The sequence below is a fragment of the Pandoraea cepalis genome, assembly GCF_902459625.1.
Lineage (GTDB): Bacteria > Pseudomonadota > Gammaproteobacteria > Burkholderiales > Burkholderiaceae > Pandoraea > Pandoraea cepalis.
Window position 1 is genome coordinate 406,282 of record NZ_CABPRY010000003.1, and the last position, 19,271, is coordinate 425,552.

Genomic DNA, 19,271 nt, shown 5'->3' on the forward strand with positions numbered 1-19,271 from the left:
TCGCGCATACTGTGCGCTCTTGCCAGCGCGCGTGGCCGGCGAGGCCCGCGATCGTCGCCTGGCATGGACGCATTCGAAACTTCCGGGAGTTACTGTGCAATACACCAAATTCGGCCGCACCGGCCTGAGCGTTTCCCGCTTGTGCCTGGGTACCATGACGTTCGGCCTGCAAACCGAGGAAGCCGCCAGCCATGCGATTCTCGACCGTACCGCCGACGCGGGCGTCAACTTCATCGATATTGCCGACGTCTACCCGCTCGGCGCCGACATCTCGTTGTCCGGGCGTACGGAGGAGATCGTCGGTCGTTGGCTCAAGGGGCGCCGTAGCCAGTTCATCGTCGCGACCAAAGCTTGCGGCCAGATGGGGCCGTCACCGTGGGACAAGGGGGCGTCGCGCAAGCATCTGCTCGATGCCATCGATGCGTCGCTGCGCCGCTTGGGAACCGACTACGTCGACCTGTACCAACTGCATTCCGACGACACCGACACGCCCATCGACGAAACGCTCGAGGCGCTCGACACCATTGTGAAGTCGGGCAAGGCCCGCTACGTCGGCGTGTCGAATTACCTCGCCTATCGCCTCGCACGTGCCCTGGGCCGCGCCGACGTGCTGCGCGTGGCACGCTTCGTGTCGGTGCAGCCGCGCTACAACCTGCTGTTCCGTCAGATCGAGCGCGAACTGCTGCCGCTGGCCAGTGAAGAGGGTCTGGCGGTCATCCCTTACAACCCGCTCGCCGGCGGATTGCTGACGGGCAAATACCGACACGACGCCGCGCCGAGCGAGGGTCGCTTCACCACGGCGACGGTCGGCAAGGCCGGCTCGATGTACCAGCAGCGCTACTGGCACGAGCGTGAGTTCGAGACGATCGAGTCGCTCAAAGGCATTGCGAAGGACGCGGGTGAGTCGCTGACGCGTCTGTCGCTCGCCTGGGTGCTGGCGAACCCGGTGGTCACGTCGGCGATTATCGGCGCGAGCCGCGTCGAACAATTGACCGAAACACTCGGTACTGTCGACTACGCGCTCGACGCCGGCCTCAAGGCGAAGCTCGACGACGCGTCGCATGCTTATCGCTGGGGCGACGCCGCCCGATAAGCGCAACGTCCCGCCCCCGTTTTTTGCTGGACTCACACCCTACACAGGCCCGATGCGTCGGGCCTGTGTCGTTTTTGCGTTGCATCAAGCAAGCGCGTCTTAAGGGGGATTCCCGAGCCCGCGAAGGTAGTCGTCGGCTACGATCGAGCGCTATAGTAGTTGCATCGTGTCACGATTCGACAGTCGAAGCGACTGGCGCGGCGGCACGATGCCGGACACGCTGCCTGCGTGCGAGGCCTTCCTCTGATGCTCCTTGCGAGGCTGCTCATGACAAAACGCATTCTGCTGGCGACCGACGGTAGCGAATCGTCACGCCGTGCGCTGCGCGAGGCGGCCGCCTTTGCGCGCAACGGCGACATGATCCGCGTCATTCACACGGTGGAAGATCCCGTCACGCCGGTGACTTCCGCCTTCGCCAAGCTCATCGACCTGGAGCAGGTGCGTCGCGACATGCAGCGCGAGGGCGAGGAACATCTGGCGCGCGCGGTGCTGTATCTGCGCGAGGAAGGGCTCGACCCACAGGCGCATTTGTTCGATCTGCGCACGACCGGCGAGACCGTGCCCGAGGCCATCACTCGCGAGGCCAACGAGTGGGGCGCCGACATCATCATCGTCGGCACGCACGGCCGGGGTGGTGTGCGACGCGCCATGCTGGGCAGCGTCGCCGAACAGATTCTGCGCAGCGCGGAGGTGCCGGTGATGCTGGTGGCGGGCGAGGCACGTCCGCATTCGCCGTTGCGTGCGGGCGGACACTACGAACGGATACTCGTCGCGCTCGACGACAGCGAGACGTCGCGCCGTGCCTTCGAATACGCGCTGTCGCTCGCTCGCGCGCATGCGGCGTCGTTGCGCGTCGTCCATGTACTGGATATGCCGGGGCCATTTCCCGAAGGCTTCGACTCGGCCCCGCTGCTTGGCGCGGTGCGCGCCGTGGGCGAGCAGGCGCTGAAGTGGGCGACGCGACGCCTGCACGAGGCGGGCGTGCCCGGCGACGTAGAGTTGCGAGAGGTTCAGCCAGTCGGCGAGGGGGTTGCCGATCAGATTATCTGCGCAGGCAAAGAGACCGACGCCGATGTCATCGTGCTTGGCACGCACGGGCGGCGCGGGTTCCGGCGCTTCACGCTGGGCAGCGTCGCGGAGGACACGGCCCGTCACGCGGGTCGGCCGGTGTTGCTGTTGCCCGCGCACGCACCGGTGGAGTGACACGCATGCCGTCAGGCGGCGCGTTGATCGCCGGGCGGAAGCGCCCGGCGTGTTTGGCACATCAGAAGGAGGCGTTCGGCCTCAGGCGGCCGGCCCGAGTTCTGCGAGAAGCGTTTTGAGGGGCGTGGCGGCGTCGGCCAGACGCACCGGGTCGACCACGGCGCGGCGACCGACGAGTTCGCGTGCCGCCAGAAACTCCTGTGCCCGATTGATGCTCACGGCCGCCACGACGGCACCTTCGCGCAGATAGAAGCGCATGAACACGGCGGCGCCTTGCGCGTCCGGCAAGCGGCGCTCGATCATGGCGTCATGGCCGTCGGTCAGGCCAACCATTTGCAGCTTCGCGTTGAACTGATCGGACCAGAACCACGGCGCGGTCGCGACGGCCTTGGGGGCATCGCCATGAACCACGCTCGCGGCCACCTTGGCCATTTCGCTCGCGCTCGGCACCGATTCCAGACGAATGCGGCGGCCCAGCGCCGGGTGTTCGTGATGCGCACAGTCGCCCACCGCCAGAATGTCCGGGTCGCTCGTACGGGCAAATTCGTCGACGACGATGCCGTTCTCGACGGCCAGCCCCGCAGCCTGAGCCAGCTCGGTGTTCGGAACGAGACCAATGCCAACGACCACTACGTCGGCCGGCAGGCGCTTGTCGCCGGCCACGACCGCGACCACTTGGCCAGCCGCATCCCGCTCAAGCGCCGTCACGCCGACACCGACCTGCACGTCGACGCCGTTCTCGCGGTGCAGCGCTGCGAAAAAGTCCGCCAGATCGGCTTCCGCCACGCGGGCCAGCAGGCGGGGGGCCGCTTCGAGCACGGTCACCGCGGAGCCCGCCTTGACGGCGGTTGCCGCCACTTCCAGCCCGATGTAGCCGCCGCCGACCACGACGACACGCTTGCCCGGTGCGAGCGCTTCGCGCAGACGCGTCGCGTCGGCGATGTTGCGCAGGTAGTAGACGTTCGGGGCGTCGCCGCCCGGAATGGGCAGATGGCGCACGCGGCCGCCAAGCGCCAGCACCAGATGGTCGTAGCTCAGTGCCTGGCCGTCGTCGAACGCGACGGTGCGCGCCGCGCGGTCGATGGCAGTGGCCGTCACTCCCAGACGCACGTCGATCTCGGCCTTCTCCCAGGCGTCCGCTGGACGGATCAGCAGGCTGGCTTCATCGGCCTGACCGGACAGAAACGCTTTCGAGAGCGGCGGGCGGCGATACGGCAGATGGCTCTCGCTGCCGGCGAGCACGATGCGCCCGGCATAGCCCAACTGACGCAGGGCGAGGGCGGTTTCGCCGCCGGCTTGACCGGCGCCGAGAATGACGGTGGTGGAGATAGCTTCTGACATGAGGATGAAAGCAAAAGAAGGCGGCCGCCAGTGTAATGCATCGGCGCGCCTGTCGCGTCCCGGATACCGTCAAGATGTGTTCGTGACACTGCCGCGTCGCTTGGCGCTGACGGGCGTCAGTCCTTTGGGCCGTTGGGTTCGGCGAAGAACAGGCTTTCGACCTGCTTGATCAGGGCCGGCCCGAAGGCATCGCCGCCGACCTGCGGCGCAATCAATTGCATCAGCACCGGGGAGCCGGGCGGTGGGTGCAGGGCGTGAACAAGCACGCAAAAGTACATGGCCGGATGTTCGGCACGCACGACACCCGCCTGCATGCCCTGCACGATGAGGGGCTCCATGCCGTCGTAGACGGGCATCACCAGATGGCGGTGCAGGATGGCACCGCGCTCGCCGGTCTCCGATGCGTGCTGCGTGATGAACTGCTTGTGCTCCGGATGGTTGATGGCGTGGGCGGCGATGATCGCAATGGCCTCCTTGAGACGATCGGTCACCGGACGCGCAGTGTCGAGTGACAACGCGCGAAGCCGCTCGCTCGGACCCGTGAGCGCGCCTTCGAGCGTGTCCACGCATGCGCGCCACAGTTGCTCCTTCGAGCCGAAGTGCACGCGCACCAGGCTGGCGTCGACCTTCGCCGCCCGCGCGATGCCACGCAGGTTGGCGCCGTCGTAGCCCAGTTGCGAAAAGGCGTCGATGGCGGCGGCAAGCAACGCCGCACGGCCTTCGGGCAGGTGTTTGGGGCGACGGCCCCGTGGGGTCGATATGGCAGTCATTGTCGGACAACGTCGTGCGCGGGGCGTGTGGCCTCAGCGGTCTGGGCCGTGTCGGCCGCTGGCGCTGGCGGCACCCCCATCGCGTAAAAGAGGAGGGCAGTATCCGACAAACGTGCGCCGGTTGCACGCACTGTCGTGAGATAGGCGCTCCAGTACTGCTGTTCGCGCCCGCGCGCAGCCGACACCGGCAGGGCGCCCAGACGCACGCGGGCGGCCGTGTCGCGATAGATCTGCTCGGCCGCCGCGCTGGCAAGGTCCGCGTGCCGCAGCGATGTGTTGTCCGCTTCGAGCGACGCCAACGTATCGGCCACGTTCTTGAAGGCGGAGAGCACCGTCTGCTTGTATCGGTCGAGCGCGGCCGCATAAGTGGCACTCGCTGCCCGACGCTGCGCGAGCAATGCGCCACCGTGGAAGATCGGCTGCGAGATCGACGCGGCTACGCTCCAGAGCGCCCCGGCGCCGGAAAGCACCATCGGCCAATGGAAACCGCCTTTGCCCATCGACGCGCTGAGCGTCAGACTCGGGAACATCTGCGCTGTGGCCACGCCGACCTCGGCCGAGGCCGCCTTGAGGGCCATCTCGGCCGCCTGGATGTCGGGCCGCGATTGCAGCAACGTCGACGGCACGACGACCGGCACCCGTTCGGGAACCTTCAGCGCGCCCAGCGGCACATCGTCGGGGGCGCGATCGGGCGTGCGGCCCAGCAACACGGCCAATGCGTGGCGCGTGGACTGCCACTGCGCGCGCAGGCCGGGTAGCGACGCCGCGAGCGTCTCGGCGTTTTGTGCTGACGCCAGCGCGTCGGCGCGGGAGACGGCGCCGAGCCCCTCTCGCCGGGCCATCTCCGTGGCGTCGGCCTGCGCCAGTTCGACGAGCCGCTCGGTCGCCTTGACCTGTGCGCCGAGCACCGACGCCCCGATGGCGCCGGAGACGATATTCGCCGCGAGCGCCTGCCGCGCCGATTCGAGCTGGAACGCCTGCTGATCGACCTGGGCCGCCAGCGCCGCATCGGCGAAGCGAGCGGCGCCGAAAAAGTCGAACGTGTAGCGTGCCTGCACCTGTCCCACGAACATGTTGTACAGCGCCGTCGGCGGTCCGAGATTCGGGATGCCGAGATTGCGCTCGCGTGCCGCTTCACCGCCAAGGTCGATCGACGGGAAGAGCGACGCGCCGATCTGCGCTTTCAACTGCTCGCGCGCGCCCTGCAAGGCATGCTCCGCCGAGGACAGGGAGGGGCTGTTGCGCAGCCCTTCGTCGACGAGGGCATTGAGGGTGTCCGAGCGATAGGCATGCCACCACGCGCTCACGGGGGCCGCGCCCACGTCGAACTGCTGTGCCGTGCCCTGCGCCATGTCGGTATGCGCGGGCAGCGCGCTGGCGCCATAGTGCGCGGGCGAGGGCATGACCGGCGGCGTGTCGCCCGGGGTGAACGCGCAGGCGCTCAGCCACAGTGGGAGGATCGGAACGAGCGGGGCGCACCAGCGCCGGGCGAGGCGCGGCATCATGAGCGGTCTCCTTGCGGGTTAGCCGCGTGTGCGGGGTCGGCGGGCGAGGCACGTTCGTCGTGACGCACGCGGAATGCCGTGGCGTACAGCGCCGGCAGGAAAAACACGGTCAGGATCGTGGCGCTGGTGATGCCGCCCATCAACGCCGTGGCCATCGGGCCGAAGAAGTTGCTGCGCAGCAAAGGGATCAGCGCGAGCACGGCGGCGGCGGCGGTGAGCGTGATTGGCCGGAAGCGCCGTACCGTGGCGCTCACGATGGCGTCGAAGCGCGGGTGTCCAGCGGCGATGTCCTGTTCGATCTGGTCGACCAGGATCACCGAGTTTCGCATGATGATGCCGAACATCGCGATCACGCCGAGCATTGCCACGAAACCGAACGGCTTGCCGAATAGCAGCAACGTGGCGACCACGCCGATCATGCCGAGCGGGGCCGTGAGCACCACGAGCAAGGTGCGCGCGAAGCTCTGGAGCTGAATCATCAGGAGTGTGAGCACCGCGATGATCATGATCGGCATCTGCGCCATGATCGACGACTGTCCCTTGGCGGACTCTTCGACCGATCCGCCGATCTCGATGCGATAACCCACCGGGAGGGCCCGGCGAATGTCGCCGAGCGATCGGTAGACGGCGTCGGTCACGTCGATCCCTTGCTTGCCCGCGCGCACGTCCGAGCGCACGGTGAGCGTCGGCTGCCGGTCGCGCTCCCAGATCACGCCATATTCCAGGTCGTTCACCACGTGCCCCAGCGTGGCCAACGGTACCGGGCCGTTCGGCGTGGGCATGGCGAGCGTGGCGAGCTTCGCCGGATCCACCCGCTCGGCCTTGGGCGCGCGCAGTGTGATCGAGATCAGCTTGTCGCGTTCGCGGTATTGGCTGATGTCGTAGCCCGTGAGCGTCATGGCGATGAAGTTCGAGATATCCGTCGAACTCACGCCCAGTGCACGTGCCTTCTGCTGGTCGACTTCAAAGCGCACCGAGCGTTGTGAGGGCTCGTCCCAGTCGAACTGGACATCGGCGGTGTCACCGTTCTTGCGCATGACGGCCGCCACCTGCTCGGCAATCTTGCGCACCGTGCCAATGTCGTCGCCGCTCACGCGAAACTGCACGGGAAAGCCGACGGGTGGTCCGTTTTCCAGTCGCGACAACCGGGTGCGCACACCGGGCATGGCCTCGCGCAGCGTCGGCTCGAGCCATTGGGCGAGCGCCTCGCGATCGTCCACGGACTTGGCGGTAACAACCAGTTGCGCGAAGTTCGGCGTGGGCAGTTGCTGATCGAGCGGCAGATAGAAGCGGGGCGCGCCGGTGCCGACAAAGCTCACCGTGTGATCGATCTCTTTCCGACCCTTGAGCAATTTTTCCAGACGTTGCGTCTCGCGCAGAGTCGCTTGATACGACGCCCCTTCCGGCAGACGGAGATCGACCATCAGTTCGGGCCGATCGGAACTCGGGAAAAACTGCTGGGGCACGAGCGAGAAGGCAGCCATCGAAATCAGGAACAGCACGACGGTGACGGCGAGCACAATGAAGCGGCGCTCGATGCACCATGTCAGCCAGCCGCGTAGGCGATTGTAGAAGCGGGTGTCGTAGACCTCGTGCTCATGATCGTCGCCGTGATGGGCCTCGCGGGCTCGCTCGGGCAACAGCTTGTAGCCGAGCAGCGGAATGAGCACGACGGCGGCCAGCCACGATGCGAGCAGCGCAATGGCCGAGACCTCGAAGATCGAGCGCGTGTATTCACCGGTGCTCGACTTCGCCAGGGCAATGGGCAGAAAGCCGGACACGGTCACGAGCGTGCCGGTCAGCATGGGGAACGCCGTGCTCGTGTAGGCGAAGGCGGCCGCACGCTTGCGATTCCAGCCTTGGGAGAGCTTCACGGCCATCATTTCGACGGCGATGATGGCGTCGTCCACCAACAGCCCGAGCGCCAGAATCAATGTGCCGAGTGACACCTTGTGCAGCCCGATGTCGAAGAGGTACATGAACAGCGACGTCACGGCGAGGACGACCGGAATCGAAATGGCGACCACCAGGCCGGTACGCAAGCCAAGCGAGACGAGGCTCACGATGAGCACGATGGCGACGGCTTCGGCCACCGCTTCGAGGAAGTCGTCGACGGACTGTGACACAGACTTCGACATGCTCGCGACTTCAGTGAGCGTGAGGCCTGCGGGCAATTGAGCCCGCAGCTCGCCCATCTTGCCGGCCAGCGCCTTGCCAAGGTGAACGACGTCCTGCCCCTTTTGCATGGTGATGCCGATGCCGAGCACGGGCTTGCCACCGAAGCGCATCTCCGAGACGGGCGGGTCGACATAGCCGCGCTTGATCGTGGCGATGTCGCCCAGCCGGAAGGATCGGTTGTTCACGCGGATAAGCGTGTCGGCAAGGTCATCCACGCTGCGGAACTGGCCGCTCGGGCGCACGACCAGCCGGTCGTTGGGCGTGTCGATCGTGCCCGCCGGCGAGACCGCGTTCTGCGCGCCCACGGCCTGGGCGATCTGGCTGGGAGAAATGCCGAGTCGCGTCAGTTGTGTGTTGTTGATCTCGACGTAGATGCGCGGCTCCTGGTCGCCGAAGTAGTCGACCTTCGCCACGCCCGGCACCCGCAGCAGCACGGTGCGTAACGAGTCGGCGTAATCGCGCAACTGGGCGGGACCGAAGCCGTCGCCCTGGAGCGTGAAGATGTGCGTGTAGACGTCGCCGAATTCGTCGTTGAAGAACGGCCCTTGCACGCCCTGAGGCAAGGTGTACGCGATGTCGCCGACCTTCTTGCGCACCTGGTACCACTCTTCGGGCACGTCGCTCGCGGGCGCCGAATCCTTCATCGAAAAAAACAGCAGCGACTCGCCAGGGCGTGAATAGCTGCGTTGGAAGTCGATCGCCGGCATCTCCTGGAGCTTGCGCGCGATCCGGTCGGTGACCTGCTCCTGCACCTGTTTGGCGGTCGCGCCCGGCCAGTACGTGCGGATGACCATTACGCGGAACGTGAAGGGCGGATCTTCTGATTGCGCGAGGCGCGAGTAGGCCAGAATGCCGAAGATCGTGGCCATCGCGATCAGGAAGATCACGAGCGCGCGATGCCGCAGGGCCCATGCGGAGAGATTGAAACGACCCTCCTCGTGACGATAGTCCTTGGGTGCGGCGGGCGGCGCGGCGGGGGATGCCGCGGGCACAGGCGGCTTGCCGTCCTGCGGGCTCATGACGCGAAGTCCTCGGGGTGCAGCGGCGCAATCACGCGAACCTTCTCGCCGGCGGTGACGGTGTGCGCGCCTTGCCAGACGACGCGCTCACCGGGTTGAATGCCGCCCGCGACGGTGACGGTGCGCTCGCCGTAGCGAGCAATCTTCACGCGTCGCAGCACCAGCGTGTCGTCGGATTTAACGACCCACACCGCGGGTTGATCGCCCTCGTGAAAGAGCGCAGTCGACGGCAGCGTGATGGGCGGGCCGTCGGCGAGCGGGGTGGCGGCGGGCTCGCCGGACACCATTGCGGCGGGCGTGGCCGATATCGTCGCCGGTGCCGCAGGTGGGGCGACCGGCGGCGCGAAGGGTTGTGCGAATGCGACGTTGGCTGTCATGCCGAGTTTGACGTCGGGACTGGGTGAGAGCAGCGAGAGCTTGGCCCGGTAAGTGCGGCTCGTGGGATCGGCCGCGGGCGCGATTTCACGCACCCGCGCTTGCCACGTCTTGCCCGGCACGGCGGGCAGCGAGACCGTCGTCATCAGCCCGACGCGCAGGGCGCCGAGCACGACTTCGGGCACGTCGGTAATCACATCGACGTCGCCCGTCCATGCCAACTGGTAAACCGGCTGACCAGCGCTGACGTTCTGCCCTGTATCGGCTTGCTCGGCGGTGATCACGCCGTCGCGATCCGCCTTGAGGCTGCCGTAGTTCAACTGATCGCCGGCGAGTGCGGCCTGCTGCGTCGCCTGATTGCGCTGGGCGAGCGCGCTCGCGTAGGCATTCTCTGATTGTTCCAGTTGCGCCGGGGCGATGAGGTTTTCGCGCGCTTGCGCGCGGTCACGGGTGACGGTTTGCGTCGCGTAATCAAGTTGGTGCTGCGCCGCGTCGAGCTGAGCGCGCGCACTGGCGGCCTGCTTCGACAGATCGCCCGGATCCAGACGGGCGACGATCTGGCCCGCCTTGACGGCGTCGCCGAGTCGCACGTTGCGCTCGATGATCTGGCCTGCAACACGGAATGAGAGCGGCGTGACGTAGCGCGCCTCGATTTGCGCCGGTAGCGACACAACGGGTGCGTGCTCGGCGACCTTGGCCGCCACCGCCACGACCGGGCGCGGGGGCACCTCTGGCGGGGCTTTGCGCGAACACGCGCTCAATATGGCGGCAATGGCCGTGATGGCGACGGCCTGGGCAAGGCGGCGTGGTGCGATGTCGGGCAGAAGGGGCATCGTGCGCTCGTAACTGACAAAGGGAGACATCAAGATTAAATCTACGGGCGATGATATATGGATTGCCCGCGTGGTGCAACGGCGCTGCACACGACTTTTCACCGACCTGTGACTATCGACGGGGGGCGTGTCATTGGATTGTTGTCGGCAAGCCGGGAAGGGCCAACCGCCGAATTAATTTGGAGTACGATGCCTAGCGAGTGCCCGCCGCAACCGCCGCGGACATCGGTGAGTCTTCGCGCGCACGATGCCACGTGGGACGGCGACTTTGACCCAAGTCAAGCGAAGGGCATGCCGGGGGATCGCGCGCGGCGGAAAGCCGGGGGTTCGCGGCTATGCTGGAGGTATCTGACGTTTCGCGATCATTCACCGGAGACGGATAGCCATGACAACACGCATTGCTTTGGTCACAGGCGGTATGGGCGGTTTGGGTGAGGCCATCAGCCTGCGCCTGGCCGATGCCGGGTATCGGGTTGCGGTCACCTGTTCGCCGCAGAATCACGATTGCGAAGGGTGGGTCGAGCGCATGCGCGCCACGGGCCGCGAGTTCGCCGCGTACCGTGTCGACGTAGCCGATTTTTCGTCATGCGAGACTTGCGCGAAAGCCGTCGAATCCGATACCGGTCCGGTGGACATCCTCGTCAATAACGCGGGAATCACGCGCGACGCGACAATGCGCAAGATGACGTCCGAAGACTGGCAATCGGTATTGCGCACGAATCTGGATAGCGTATTCAACATGACCCGGCCGCTCTTCGGCGGCATGGTCGCGCGCGGCTGGGGCCGCATCATCAACATTTCGTCGGTCAATGGCAGCCGTGGGGCGTTTGGACAAGCGAACTATGCCGCAGCGAAGGCCGGCATGCATGGGTTCACCAAGTCGCTGGCACTGGAGGTCGCCAAGGCCGGGGTGACCGTCAACACGATCTCGCCGGGATATCTCGCCACGAAGATGGTCACGGCGGTCCCGGCCGATGTGCTCGAATCGCGCATCCTTCCGCAGATTCCGGTCGGCCGATTGGGACGCCCGGATGAGGTGGCTGCCCTGGTGGCCTTCCTCGCCTCGGAAGACGCGGGTTTCATCACCGGCAGCAACCTTGCCATCAACGGTGGCATGCATATGGAGTGACTTGCAGCGACGCTGCCTACTACTTATTCAGGAGAGTCACGATGTCAAAGGAAACGAATCCGGCACTGACGATGGTCAAGCTCGGCACGGCGAGTGCGTTGGGCGCCTACGGCATTTTGCTGGAAGCGGCGCAACACATGCACCAATTGCAGGCAGAGCGAGATACCGAATTGCTCAAGGCCCATGCGGACGCCGCCAAGTCGCTCGGCGGCGCCAAGGACTTCAATGGGCTATTGACCGCGCACTTGCAAATGCTCAACGGTCAGCTCGCGCAACAGAACGAATTCTGGCGCGAGTGGCTGGCGGTGTGCGCGAACAATCAACTGCTCTGGACCGAGCATTTGCGCAAGACGGGCGAAGAGCTGCAGCACGGCATGGCCGGTGCGATGACGCTGCCCGATTTGATGGGGGCGGGCACAATGCCCGGAGACGCCGCCAAGGCCGCCGAAGCGCCGTTGCAGAAGTGGTTCCAGGCATTCAACGACGCGACGCTGGGCACGATGGACGCCTGGCGACGCTTGTCGACGCAAGCGGCACAGGCCACCGAGGCGGCCGTTTCTCAGCAGTCGCCACTCAACGGGCGCGTACCGCCCAAGCGCGGCGGCGCTCCGGCTCAACGCTCGAGCACGTAAGCGCCGGGCGCATCGCATAGCGAGTGCGTCGGTGGCCAGGCGGTGGCGACGGATTTGCCGCTGCCCTGCGCGAGCAGCCACGCCTGCCATGCCGGCCACCAGGAGCTTGGCTTGGCGGGCGTGGTGCCGAACCATTCGTCGGGATCGCGATACGCCGCGCCTGCCACGCGCGTCGCGACGCGATGGTGACTGGTCGGATGTCCCGGCTCACAGACGACCCCCACGTTGTGCCCGCCCGAGACGAGCGCAAACGTCAGATCGCCGTTGTAGAGCAGGTGCATCTTGTAGACGGAGCGCCACGGGGAGATGTGGTCGCGTTCCGTCGCCACCACGAACATCGGCACGCGAATGTCCGATAGCGCGACCGGTAGGCCGCCCACCTTCAGTGTTCCCGTTGCCAATGCATTGTTCAGATACAGTTCGCGCAGGCACTGACTGTGCAGCCGCGCGGGTATCCGTGTGGTGTCGGCATTCCACACCGTAAAGTCAGTCGTTTGCGCCGGTTTGCCGAGCAGGTAGTCGTGCATGAGCCGCGACCAGATCAGATCGCGCGAATTGAGCAGTTGGAATGTCCCCGCGAGTTGCTCACCGCTGATGTATCCCTGGCGCCACATCATCGCTTCGAGATACGCCACCTGGCTGGCGTCGATAAACAATCCCAACTCGCCAGGCTCGCTGAAGTCGGATTGCGCGGCCAGCAGCGTCACGCTGGCGAGCAGTTGGCTCCCTGCCTCGCTGCCTTTCGAACGTCCGTCCCCGCCTCGGTGATCGCGACTGATCTCACTTCCGTCTTCACCGCCGTTCGGGTGTTCGCGCGCAAGCGTCGCTGCCGCGATGGCGAGCAGCGTGCCGCCCAGACAGTAGCCGCAGGCATGCACGGGCACGTTGTCCGTCAGGCGATGGACCTCCCGCAGGGCGGTCAGTAGTCCGGCGTTCAGGTAGTCGTCCAGTCCGCGGCCACGAGCCTTCGGCCCGGCGTTGTGCCACGACATCATGAAGACGTTATGCCCCTGCGCGACCAAATAGCGCACGAGTGAATGCTGCGCTTCCAGATCGAGGATGTAGTACTTCAGCAGCCACGACGGCACGATGAGAATCGGTTCGCGCCACGTCTGCGCCTGCGCCGGGGCGTAGTGCAGCAACTCGAAATACGCGTTGCGATAGACGACCTTGCCGGGCGTCGCGGCAATGTCGTGGCCAACGCAGAACGCTTTGCACGCCTCGGGCCCCGCACCCGGCGCGTGGCCCGCCGCCATGTCGCGCAGGTCGGACCACCAGCGTTGCGCGCCACTGACGAGGTTTTGCCCGTGCGTGTCGCGTACCGCGTTGATGACTTCTGGATTCAGGAACCAGACGTTGGCTGGCGAGAATACATCGAGCCATTGCCTTGCCATGAAGCGCACCACGTCGCGGTGGTGCCGCTCGACGCCCGGGATTTCGCCCGTCATCGTGTCCACGAAATCCTGCGTTCGCAGGAAACGTTCACGCCACCAGGCGAACGGGAGTTGATCCCAAAGTGGGTCGCGGAAACGCCGGTCGGCGACGGAGGGGCCGCCGGCCTTCGCCCGATCACTGGCCGTGGGCTTGTCGATGGCGGCGAAAGCCTTGAAGACGTTGAGCTGATGCCCGGGCGCCGTCGCGGCGTGCATGGCCCAGTCGGCCCAGGCGAGCGCCACCGCTGCGGGCGAGACATTGCCGGTAAACCGCGCGGTCCCGGCCATCGCGGCGCGGTCCAGGCTGTCCGTAAATGAGGTGGCCGACGATGGAAACGCGACCTCGGGCGTCTCCACTGGCGCAGGTGTGCCTCCCGTCGTGGTAGAGACAGGGCTCGCTGCGGCGGCCGGCGCCGGGCCAGGTGGCGTCGCACGGCGCGTCGGCGGATTCGCCGCTTTGGGCGTGCCGCGCGAGCGCGATGCGGAGGAAGACTGAGACGATGGGGACGACGGCGATTCGGAGGTCTTGGCAGTGCGAGCGGGCATGGCGGACTCCGTTCTACCTCGCCACGATCATGCGAACGCGCGCGGCGGACGTCGAAGCGAGGAGGATGCATTGGGCAACGCCCCCGGTGTCGCAACGTCAATGCGTCACGGGGCGTTTCGGCAAATATATCGCAGACGTCATGCACGTATCGTGATCTGCGACAAATTGCGCAGGGACGACGACGTCATTGCGTGGGGTCGTTCATCGTGGCGGGGCTGGCGTCGGGGCATCGAGCGCGGTGGCGGGTTTCGCCGGCGAGGGGTGCGAGGGCCGCAGAGTCGACGGGGCCATGGGCTTTCGTGCGTGCCAACTGATGCGACGGAACGGCTGCTCGCGTCCGGACAGCGTGAGCGCGACGTGGGTGATCCAGCGCTGCGTCGGCACGCGCTCGCCGTGCAGCCACATGACAAGCACGAACAGGCTGGCCGCCATCGGCAGGGTTTTGAGATTGGGCGTGGCGTCGCGACGCGTATGCCAGGCAAAGGCGGCACAGATGGCGAAGCCCACGACACAGCCGGCCACCGTCTCCGAAATCGAGTGCGCCGACAGGGCGACGCGCGACGCCCCGACCGCCACGCTACCCGCCGTGGCGGCGGCCATGCCGAGCACGCGCCACGGCCACGCGAGGTGGCGCAGAAGCAACCATGCAATGACCGGGTACACGGTGGCGGCGAGCATCGTATGGCCGCTCACGCCGGTGAAATCGAGTTCGCGCCACCCGAGGCCCCAGCCGAGAAACATGACCTTGGAGGCCGCCACGACAAGCGCACCCGCCGCAAACAGGGCGACCCAGGTGAATGCCATGCGCCACGCACGGGCCGAGAGCAACCAGAGGGTGAGGGCGGCGGCGGCGGGCACCGTCACGGCGGCACCGCCGAAATTGGTAATCGTGATCCAGAAGCTAGACATGACTGGCAAATGACGGCCCGAGGGCGGAGGGCTTCGGGCGAAAGCGCTATCTTACGCGCGCGACGCTGGGGAGAACAAATGCCGGTCCGGCATCGCACGGAGGTAGGGTGCGAAACGAGGGTTCGCACCGGGTTATTTCCCAAATGGCGATATTTTGCTGGGTGTTGATGGATATTTTGCGCGTTTTCCCGTCAATTATCGCCATGATGCCCCGTAGACTGCGTCGTTTTCGAACAGGTTTCTCGAGCGATGTCTTTCTCTTCTCCTTCCTCCAAGCGCAGGTGCACCGCGTTGGACGGCGGCGCGCAAGGCCTGCGGGGGCAAGGCGAAGGCCGCCGTGCCCGCTGGCGCGCCGCGTGCGTCTGGCTGTGCATGGCGCTGCCGGTGGCTGCGATGGCCGACACTGGCGGCATGGCCGACACATTGCGCCTGCACCCGCGTCTGACCCCTTCGTTTTCCTTCTCGGCGGCGACACCGACCGTGTCGGCCGACGCATCGTCGCCGCACGCGAACGTGGCATTGCCGCAATCCGTCTGCGGCAAGGTAACGCCGCTGTATGCCATGACCATGACGGTGCGGGCGCCGAAGCCTCTCGTCATGCCGGTGACCTATTCGCGCGTTTCGTCTGATTTCGGCACGCGCTCACACCCGGTGCGACGCGTGAAGCATCGGCACACCGGCATCGATCTCGTGGCGCCGTCGGGCGCGCCGGTGCGCGCGGTGGCGCAGGGCGTGGTGAAGTCCATCGGCTTCGAGCGCCGCGGCTTCGGACGTTACATCGTGATCGCGCATCGAGACGATAGCGAGACGATCTACGCCCACTTGTCCGCCACGGCGCGCGGGCTGCGTGTCGGTGAGACGGTGGCGGCGGGCCGCGTCATCGGGGCGGTCGGCAAGACGGGAATGGTCACGGGCCCGCACCTGCATTTCGAACTGCGCCGCCAAGGCGTGCCCGCCGATCCGCGCCCGTTGCTGCGCCGCACGGCCAAGATGAGCGAATCGCCGGCGGGCACAGGCAACTCTTGCCTGAGCGTGCTCAATGGCGTGCCGTCGGGGCATCTTCACGGGGGGGCCGGGGTGGCCACTCGATGGCAGTACTCGCCGCTCTGAGGGGCGCGTCGAGATCGTCTTTCCGGGAATAAAGCGGCACGTGCACCGGTATTACGGATAGGGGCGCTCTTGCGACTCGTCACGGCGACGGGCGGGGCAGCGCACGTAACGTAGGGAGGTGCGCGATGAGCCATCAAGGGGAAGTCAAGCCGGAGACCGGTTCCGATGCCCGTTCGTTCGACGAGAGCAACCCGTCGCGACGCATGTCGCGTCGCCGGGCGATGACATGTCTTGCGTGGGCGGGCGCGGGTATCCTGTGGACCCTCGACGGGGGCGTACCGCGCGGCCTGTCGCTGGGGGCGCCGGCTGCGGCAGCCGACAAGGCGACACGTCAAGCACTGTCGTTCGTGCAGATCAGCGACAGCCATATCGGCTTCAACAAGGCGGCCAATCCCGATCCAGCGTCCACGCTGCAGTTGGCCATCGATCGAATCCGCGGGGCATCGCAGCGTCCCGCGTTCCTGCTCCACACGGGCGACGTCAGTCATTTGTCGCGCGCCGAGGAATTCGATACCGCGCAGCAGATCGTAAGCAGCGCGGGCCTGGAAACGCACTACGTTCCCGGCGAGCACGACGTGATCGCCGACGACGGGCGCGCCTTCTTCGCACGCTTCGCACCCGACAGCCGGGGTGTCGGCTGGTACAGCTTCGATCGGCAAGGCGTGCACTTCGTCGCGCTGGTCAACGTGATCGGGCTCAAGGCCGGCGGCATGGGCTATCTGGGCGACACGCAGCTCGCCTGGCTCGCGGCGGACCTGAAGGGGCGCTCGCGCAGCACGCCGCTCGTCGTGTTCACCCATATGCCGTTGTGGTCGGTCTATCCCGCCTGGGGCTGGGGGACCGACGACGGCGAACGCGCACTTGCCTTGCTCCGGCCGTTCGGCTCGGTGACGGTGCTTAACGGGCATATCCATCAGGTCCTGCAAAAAGTGGAGGGCAATGTGCGTTTGCAGACAGCCATGTCGACGGCGTATCCGCAGCCCGCGCCGGGCGACGGCCCCGGCCCGGGACCCTTGAAGGTCGACGCGTCGCAACTGCGGCAGGCCCTCGGCATTCGTCGCGTCGACTTCACGGCGCTCGACGCAACGCCAATGCTCAGTGACACCTCGTTGGCGTCGTGACGCCCACGGCTTTCGGAGCCCTTCCATGAAATCGTCTCTTCTGAACGCTTGCGGTGCACGGCGTCGCGCATGGCTGCGTGGCGTCGCCGTGGCGTCGGCCGGCATGCTCACGCTCCGTCTGCCGGCGCTCGTGGGCGTCGCCAACGCCGCCAACGCCAGTGCCGTCAATATCGACAACTTTGCGTTCTCGCCCGCGACGCTCACCGTCCGCGCGGGCACGCGTGTGACATGGACCAATCACGACGAGGACCCGCACACCGTGACCAGTTCGGACAATCCGCATGTGTTTGCGTCGGGCGCGCTCGATACCAACGGCACGTTCTCATTTACGTTCGACAAACCGGGAACGTATCCCTACTACTGCGCGATTCATCCTCACATGACCGGTGTGATCATCGTGAAGTAGTCGCGAAATCGTCGTGGCGAAAGGCAGATGTGATTCAATGAGGCCATTGACGTCGTGTTCGCGACGACAGACCGATTCACCCGGGCACCGTGTTGCCCGCACTGGGGAGACTCCGGTGACCGACGCTGAAACATCCGGCGCGCCTGCGTCGGAACGGTTCGATGCACTGGCGTTGCCGCACCTCGATGCGGCGTACAACCTCGCGCGCTGGCTGTCGGGCAGTGCAAGCGACGCCGACGACATCGTGCAGGAATCCTACTTGCGCGCGTTGCGTTTCTTCGACGGTTTTCGTGGCGACAATGCGCGCGCGTGGCTGCTGGCCATCGTGCGCAATACCTGGCTGACGGAGTGGCGTCGCCGCGCCGATGAGGCGCTCGGCACGCCGTTCGACGAGGCCAGGCACGGCCTGCAGGATGACGCCCGTCTGCCCGGTTGGGATGACGCAACACCCGGTGACCCTGAGCGTCTCGCCGTGCAACGTGACGAGTGCGCGCTCGTGCGCGGGGCGTTGGCCTCGTTGCCGGTGGTGTTTCGCGAGGTGCTGGTGTTGCGCGAGATGGAGGATCTGAGCTACCGCGAGATCGAGACGATCGTCGGGGTGCCGGCGGGCACGGTGATGTCGCGTCTGGCGCGCGCCAGGCAGATGCTGGCGGCTGCCGTGCTCGATGCACAGGCCGCCGCGCGCACGAGCGCCAGGACCACACCGCGCGCGCCGTCGGCGCAGGTCGCACGTCTGACACGTCTGCCGCTCGACGGCACCACGCGGGGAGGACCCGATGAACAAGCCTGACGACCCCAACGATACGATGCCGGGAACGAGCGCGGGCGAAACCCCCGTCGCTGGCGAAGCCACCACGCTGGGCAAGCTGTTGCGCGACGGCTCGTTGCGCCATGCTGCCCCGCAGGCGTTGCGCGAACGCCTGCGCGACGACGTGGCACTCGCCGAACGTCAAGCGCGCCTGACGTCGGCGCCCGCCACGGCAGCGCCTGCACAGGATGCCAAGCCCGGGGCCGATCCGACGAATCCGGCCCATCCGGCGTCGCCGACGAAGCCTCCTCACGTGAACCGACCGGCCGAGCTGGCGTGGGGGCCGAGCCTTGCCCCTTGGTTGTTCGGCGGTGCCGGCGGCGCGATTCTCGGCGGGCTCGCGGTCGCGATGGGGTTGCTGGTGGCGCGTCCGCCCGTGACGCCGCAAGGGGTCGAGGAACCGGCAGCCATCGGCCTGCATCCGCAGGAGATCGTGGCGAGCCATGTGCGCGCGTTGCTGTCGCAACATCCCATTGACGTGATCTCGACCGATCAGCATACCGTCAAGCCGTGGTTCAACGGACGCATCGATTACGCGCCACCCGTCACCGATCTGTCGGCCAAGGGGTTCCCGCTGGAAGGCGGACGCGTCGACTACGTTGGTGGACGCACGGTGGCCGTGCTCGTCTACCGCACGGACAAGCATCCGATCGATGTCTACGTGTTTCCGGCGCGCGACATGGCCGCGGCGGCGCCGACGATCACGGGGTCCGATGGCTATGCCATTGCGCGCTGGCGGCGCGGCGGTATGACCTACTGGGCGATCACCGATGCCGAGCCGTCGCACCTGCGTGTGTTTGTCGAGGCATTGCAGGCGGCGACCTGATATCGTAAGGCGCTTGCCCCATCCCCCATGGAG

General features: G+C 66.5%; 16 protein-coding genes. 9 read left to right on the forward strand and 7 right to left on the reverse strand.

What is annotated here, in order from left to right; translation table 11 throughout:
• Nucleotides 1-94: 94 nt before the first annotated feature.
• Both PCE31107_RS09880 and PCE31107_RS09885 read left to right on the forward strand, forming a co-directional pair.
• On the forward strand, nt 95-1,093 hold the full coding sequence (locus PCE31107_RS09880) for an aldo/keto reductase (protein WP_130026082.1): 999 nt from the start codon (nt 95-97) through the stop codon (nt 1,091-1,093).
• A gap of 267 nt (nt 1,094-1,360) precedes the next feature.
• Nucleotides 1,361-2,296, forward strand: coding sequence for a universal stress protein (locus tag PCE31107_RS09885; protein WP_174966609.1), 936 nt, complete (start codon nt 1,361-1,363; stop codon nt 2,294-2,296).
• An 81-nt stretch (nt 2,297-2,377) separates the two neighbouring features.
• Here PCE31107_RS09885 and PCE31107_RS09890 read toward each other — a convergent pair whose 3' ends face one another.
• The 5 genes from PCE31107_RS09890 to PCE31107_RS09910 form a co-directional block, all read right to left on the reverse strand.
• The gene (locus PCE31107_RS09890; protein WP_150608097.1) at nt 2,378-3,637 is read right to left on the reverse strand and encodes an NAD(P)/FAD-dependent oxidoreductase; all 1,260 of its coding nucleotides are present in this window, start codon (nt 3,635-3,637) and stop codon (nt 2,378-2,380) included.
• A 116-nt stretch (nt 3,638-3,753) separates the two neighbouring features.
• Nucleotides 3,754-4,407, reverse strand: coding sequence for a TetR/AcrR family transcriptional regulator (locus tag PCE31107_RS09895; protein WP_150608099.1), 654 nt, complete (start codon nt 4,405-4,407; stop codon nt 3,754-3,756).
• Nucleotides 4,404-5,912 (reverse strand): efflux transporter outer membrane subunit, encoded by a 1,509-nt coding sequence (locus PCE31107_RS09900; protein WP_150608101.1) that lies wholly within the window; start codon nt 5,910-5,912, stop codon nt 4,404-4,406. The genes PCE31107_RS09895 and PCE31107_RS09900 overlap by 4 nt, the downstream gene beginning before the upstream one ends.
• Nucleotides 5,909-9,109, reverse strand: a complete 3,201-nt coding sequence (locus PCE31107_RS09905; RefSeq protein ID WP_246181778.1) for an efflux RND transporter permease subunit — start codon at nt 9,107-9,109, stop codon at nt 5,909-5,911. Before PCE31107_RS09905 ends, PCE31107_RS09900 begins: the two co-directional genes overlap by 4 nt.
• Nucleotides 9,106-10,317, reverse strand: coding sequence for an efflux RND transporter periplasmic adaptor subunit (locus tag PCE31107_RS09910; protein WP_150608103.1), 1,212 nt, complete (start codon nt 10,315-10,317; stop codon nt 9,106-9,108). Before PCE31107_RS09910 ends, PCE31107_RS09905 begins: the two co-directional genes overlap by 4 nt.
• Before the next feature lie 385 nt (nt 10,318-10,702).
• On the opposite strand from PCE31107_RS09910, the gene phbB reads away from it, so the two are divergent.
• Nucleotides 10,703-11,446 (forward strand): acetoacetyl-CoA reductase, encoded by a 744-nt coding sequence (phbB, locus tag PCE31107_RS09915; RefSeq protein WP_150608105.1) that lies wholly within the window; start codon nt 10,703-10,705, stop codon nt 11,444-11,446.
• A 41-nt stretch (nt 11,447-11,487) separates the two neighbouring features.
• A complete protein-coding gene (locus PCE31107_RS09920; protein ID WP_017232207.1) occupies nt 11,488-12,078 on the forward strand; it encodes a hypothetical protein in 591 nt (196 codons plus the stop codon).
• Here PCE31107_RS09920 and PCE31107_RS09925 read toward each other — a convergent pair.
• Both PCE31107_RS09925 and PCE31107_RS09930 read right to left on the reverse strand, forming a co-directional pair.
• Nucleotides 12,060-14,057, reverse strand: coding sequence for a PHA/PHB synthase family protein (locus PCE31107_RS09925; protein ID WP_246181779.1), 1,998 nt, complete (start codon nt 14,055-14,057; stop codon nt 12,060-12,062). The two genes, PCE31107_RS09920 and PCE31107_RS09925, sit on opposite strands and share 19 nt — an antisense overlap.
• 202 nt (nt 14,058-14,259) lie before the next feature.
• Nucleotides 14,260-14,967 (reverse strand): phosphatase PAP2 family protein, encoded by a 708-nt coding sequence (locus PCE31107_RS09930; protein WP_150608107.1) that lies wholly within the window; start codon nt 14,965-14,967, stop codon nt 14,260-14,262.
• 249 nt (nt 14,968-15,216) lie between these two features.
• On the opposite strand from PCE31107_RS09930, the gene PCE31107_RS09935 reads away from it, so the two are divergent.
• The 5 genes from PCE31107_RS09935 (at nt 15,217) to PCE31107_RS23325 (ending at nt 19,238) form a co-directional block, all read left to right on the forward strand.
• Complete coding sequence (locus PCE31107_RS09935) at nt 15,217-16,077, forward strand: M23 family metallopeptidase (protein WP_150608109.1); 861 nt, start codon at nt 15,217-15,219, stop codon at nt 16,075-16,077.
• A gap of 125 nt (nt 16,078-16,202) precedes the next feature.
• Complete coding sequence (locus PCE31107_RS09940; RefSeq protein ID WP_217425194.1) at nt 16,203-17,198, forward strand: metallophosphoesterase family protein; 996 nt, start codon at nt 16,203-16,205, stop codon at nt 17,196-17,198.
• 25 nt (nt 17,199-17,223) lie between these two features.
• Nucleotides 17,224-17,604, forward strand: a complete 381-nt coding sequence (locus tag PCE31107_RS09945) for a cupredoxin domain-containing protein (RefSeq protein ID WP_150608111.1) — start codon at nt 17,224-17,226, stop codon at nt 17,602-17,604.
• 37 nt (nt 17,605-17,641) lie between these two features.
• The gene (locus PCE31107_RS09950; protein WP_281352568.1) at nt 17,642-18,394 is read left to right on the forward strand and encodes an RNA polymerase sigma factor; all 753 of its coding nucleotides are present in this window, start codon (nt 17,642-17,644) and stop codon (nt 18,392-18,394) included.
• Nucleotides 18,381-19,238 (forward strand): anti-sigma factor family protein, encoded by an 858-nt coding sequence (locus tag PCE31107_RS23325; protein WP_174966610.1) that lies wholly within the window; start codon nt 18,381-18,383, stop codon nt 19,236-19,238. The genes PCE31107_RS09950 and PCE31107_RS23325 overlap by 14 nt, the downstream gene beginning before the upstream one ends.
• Nucleotides 19,239-19,271: the final 33 nt, after the last annotated feature.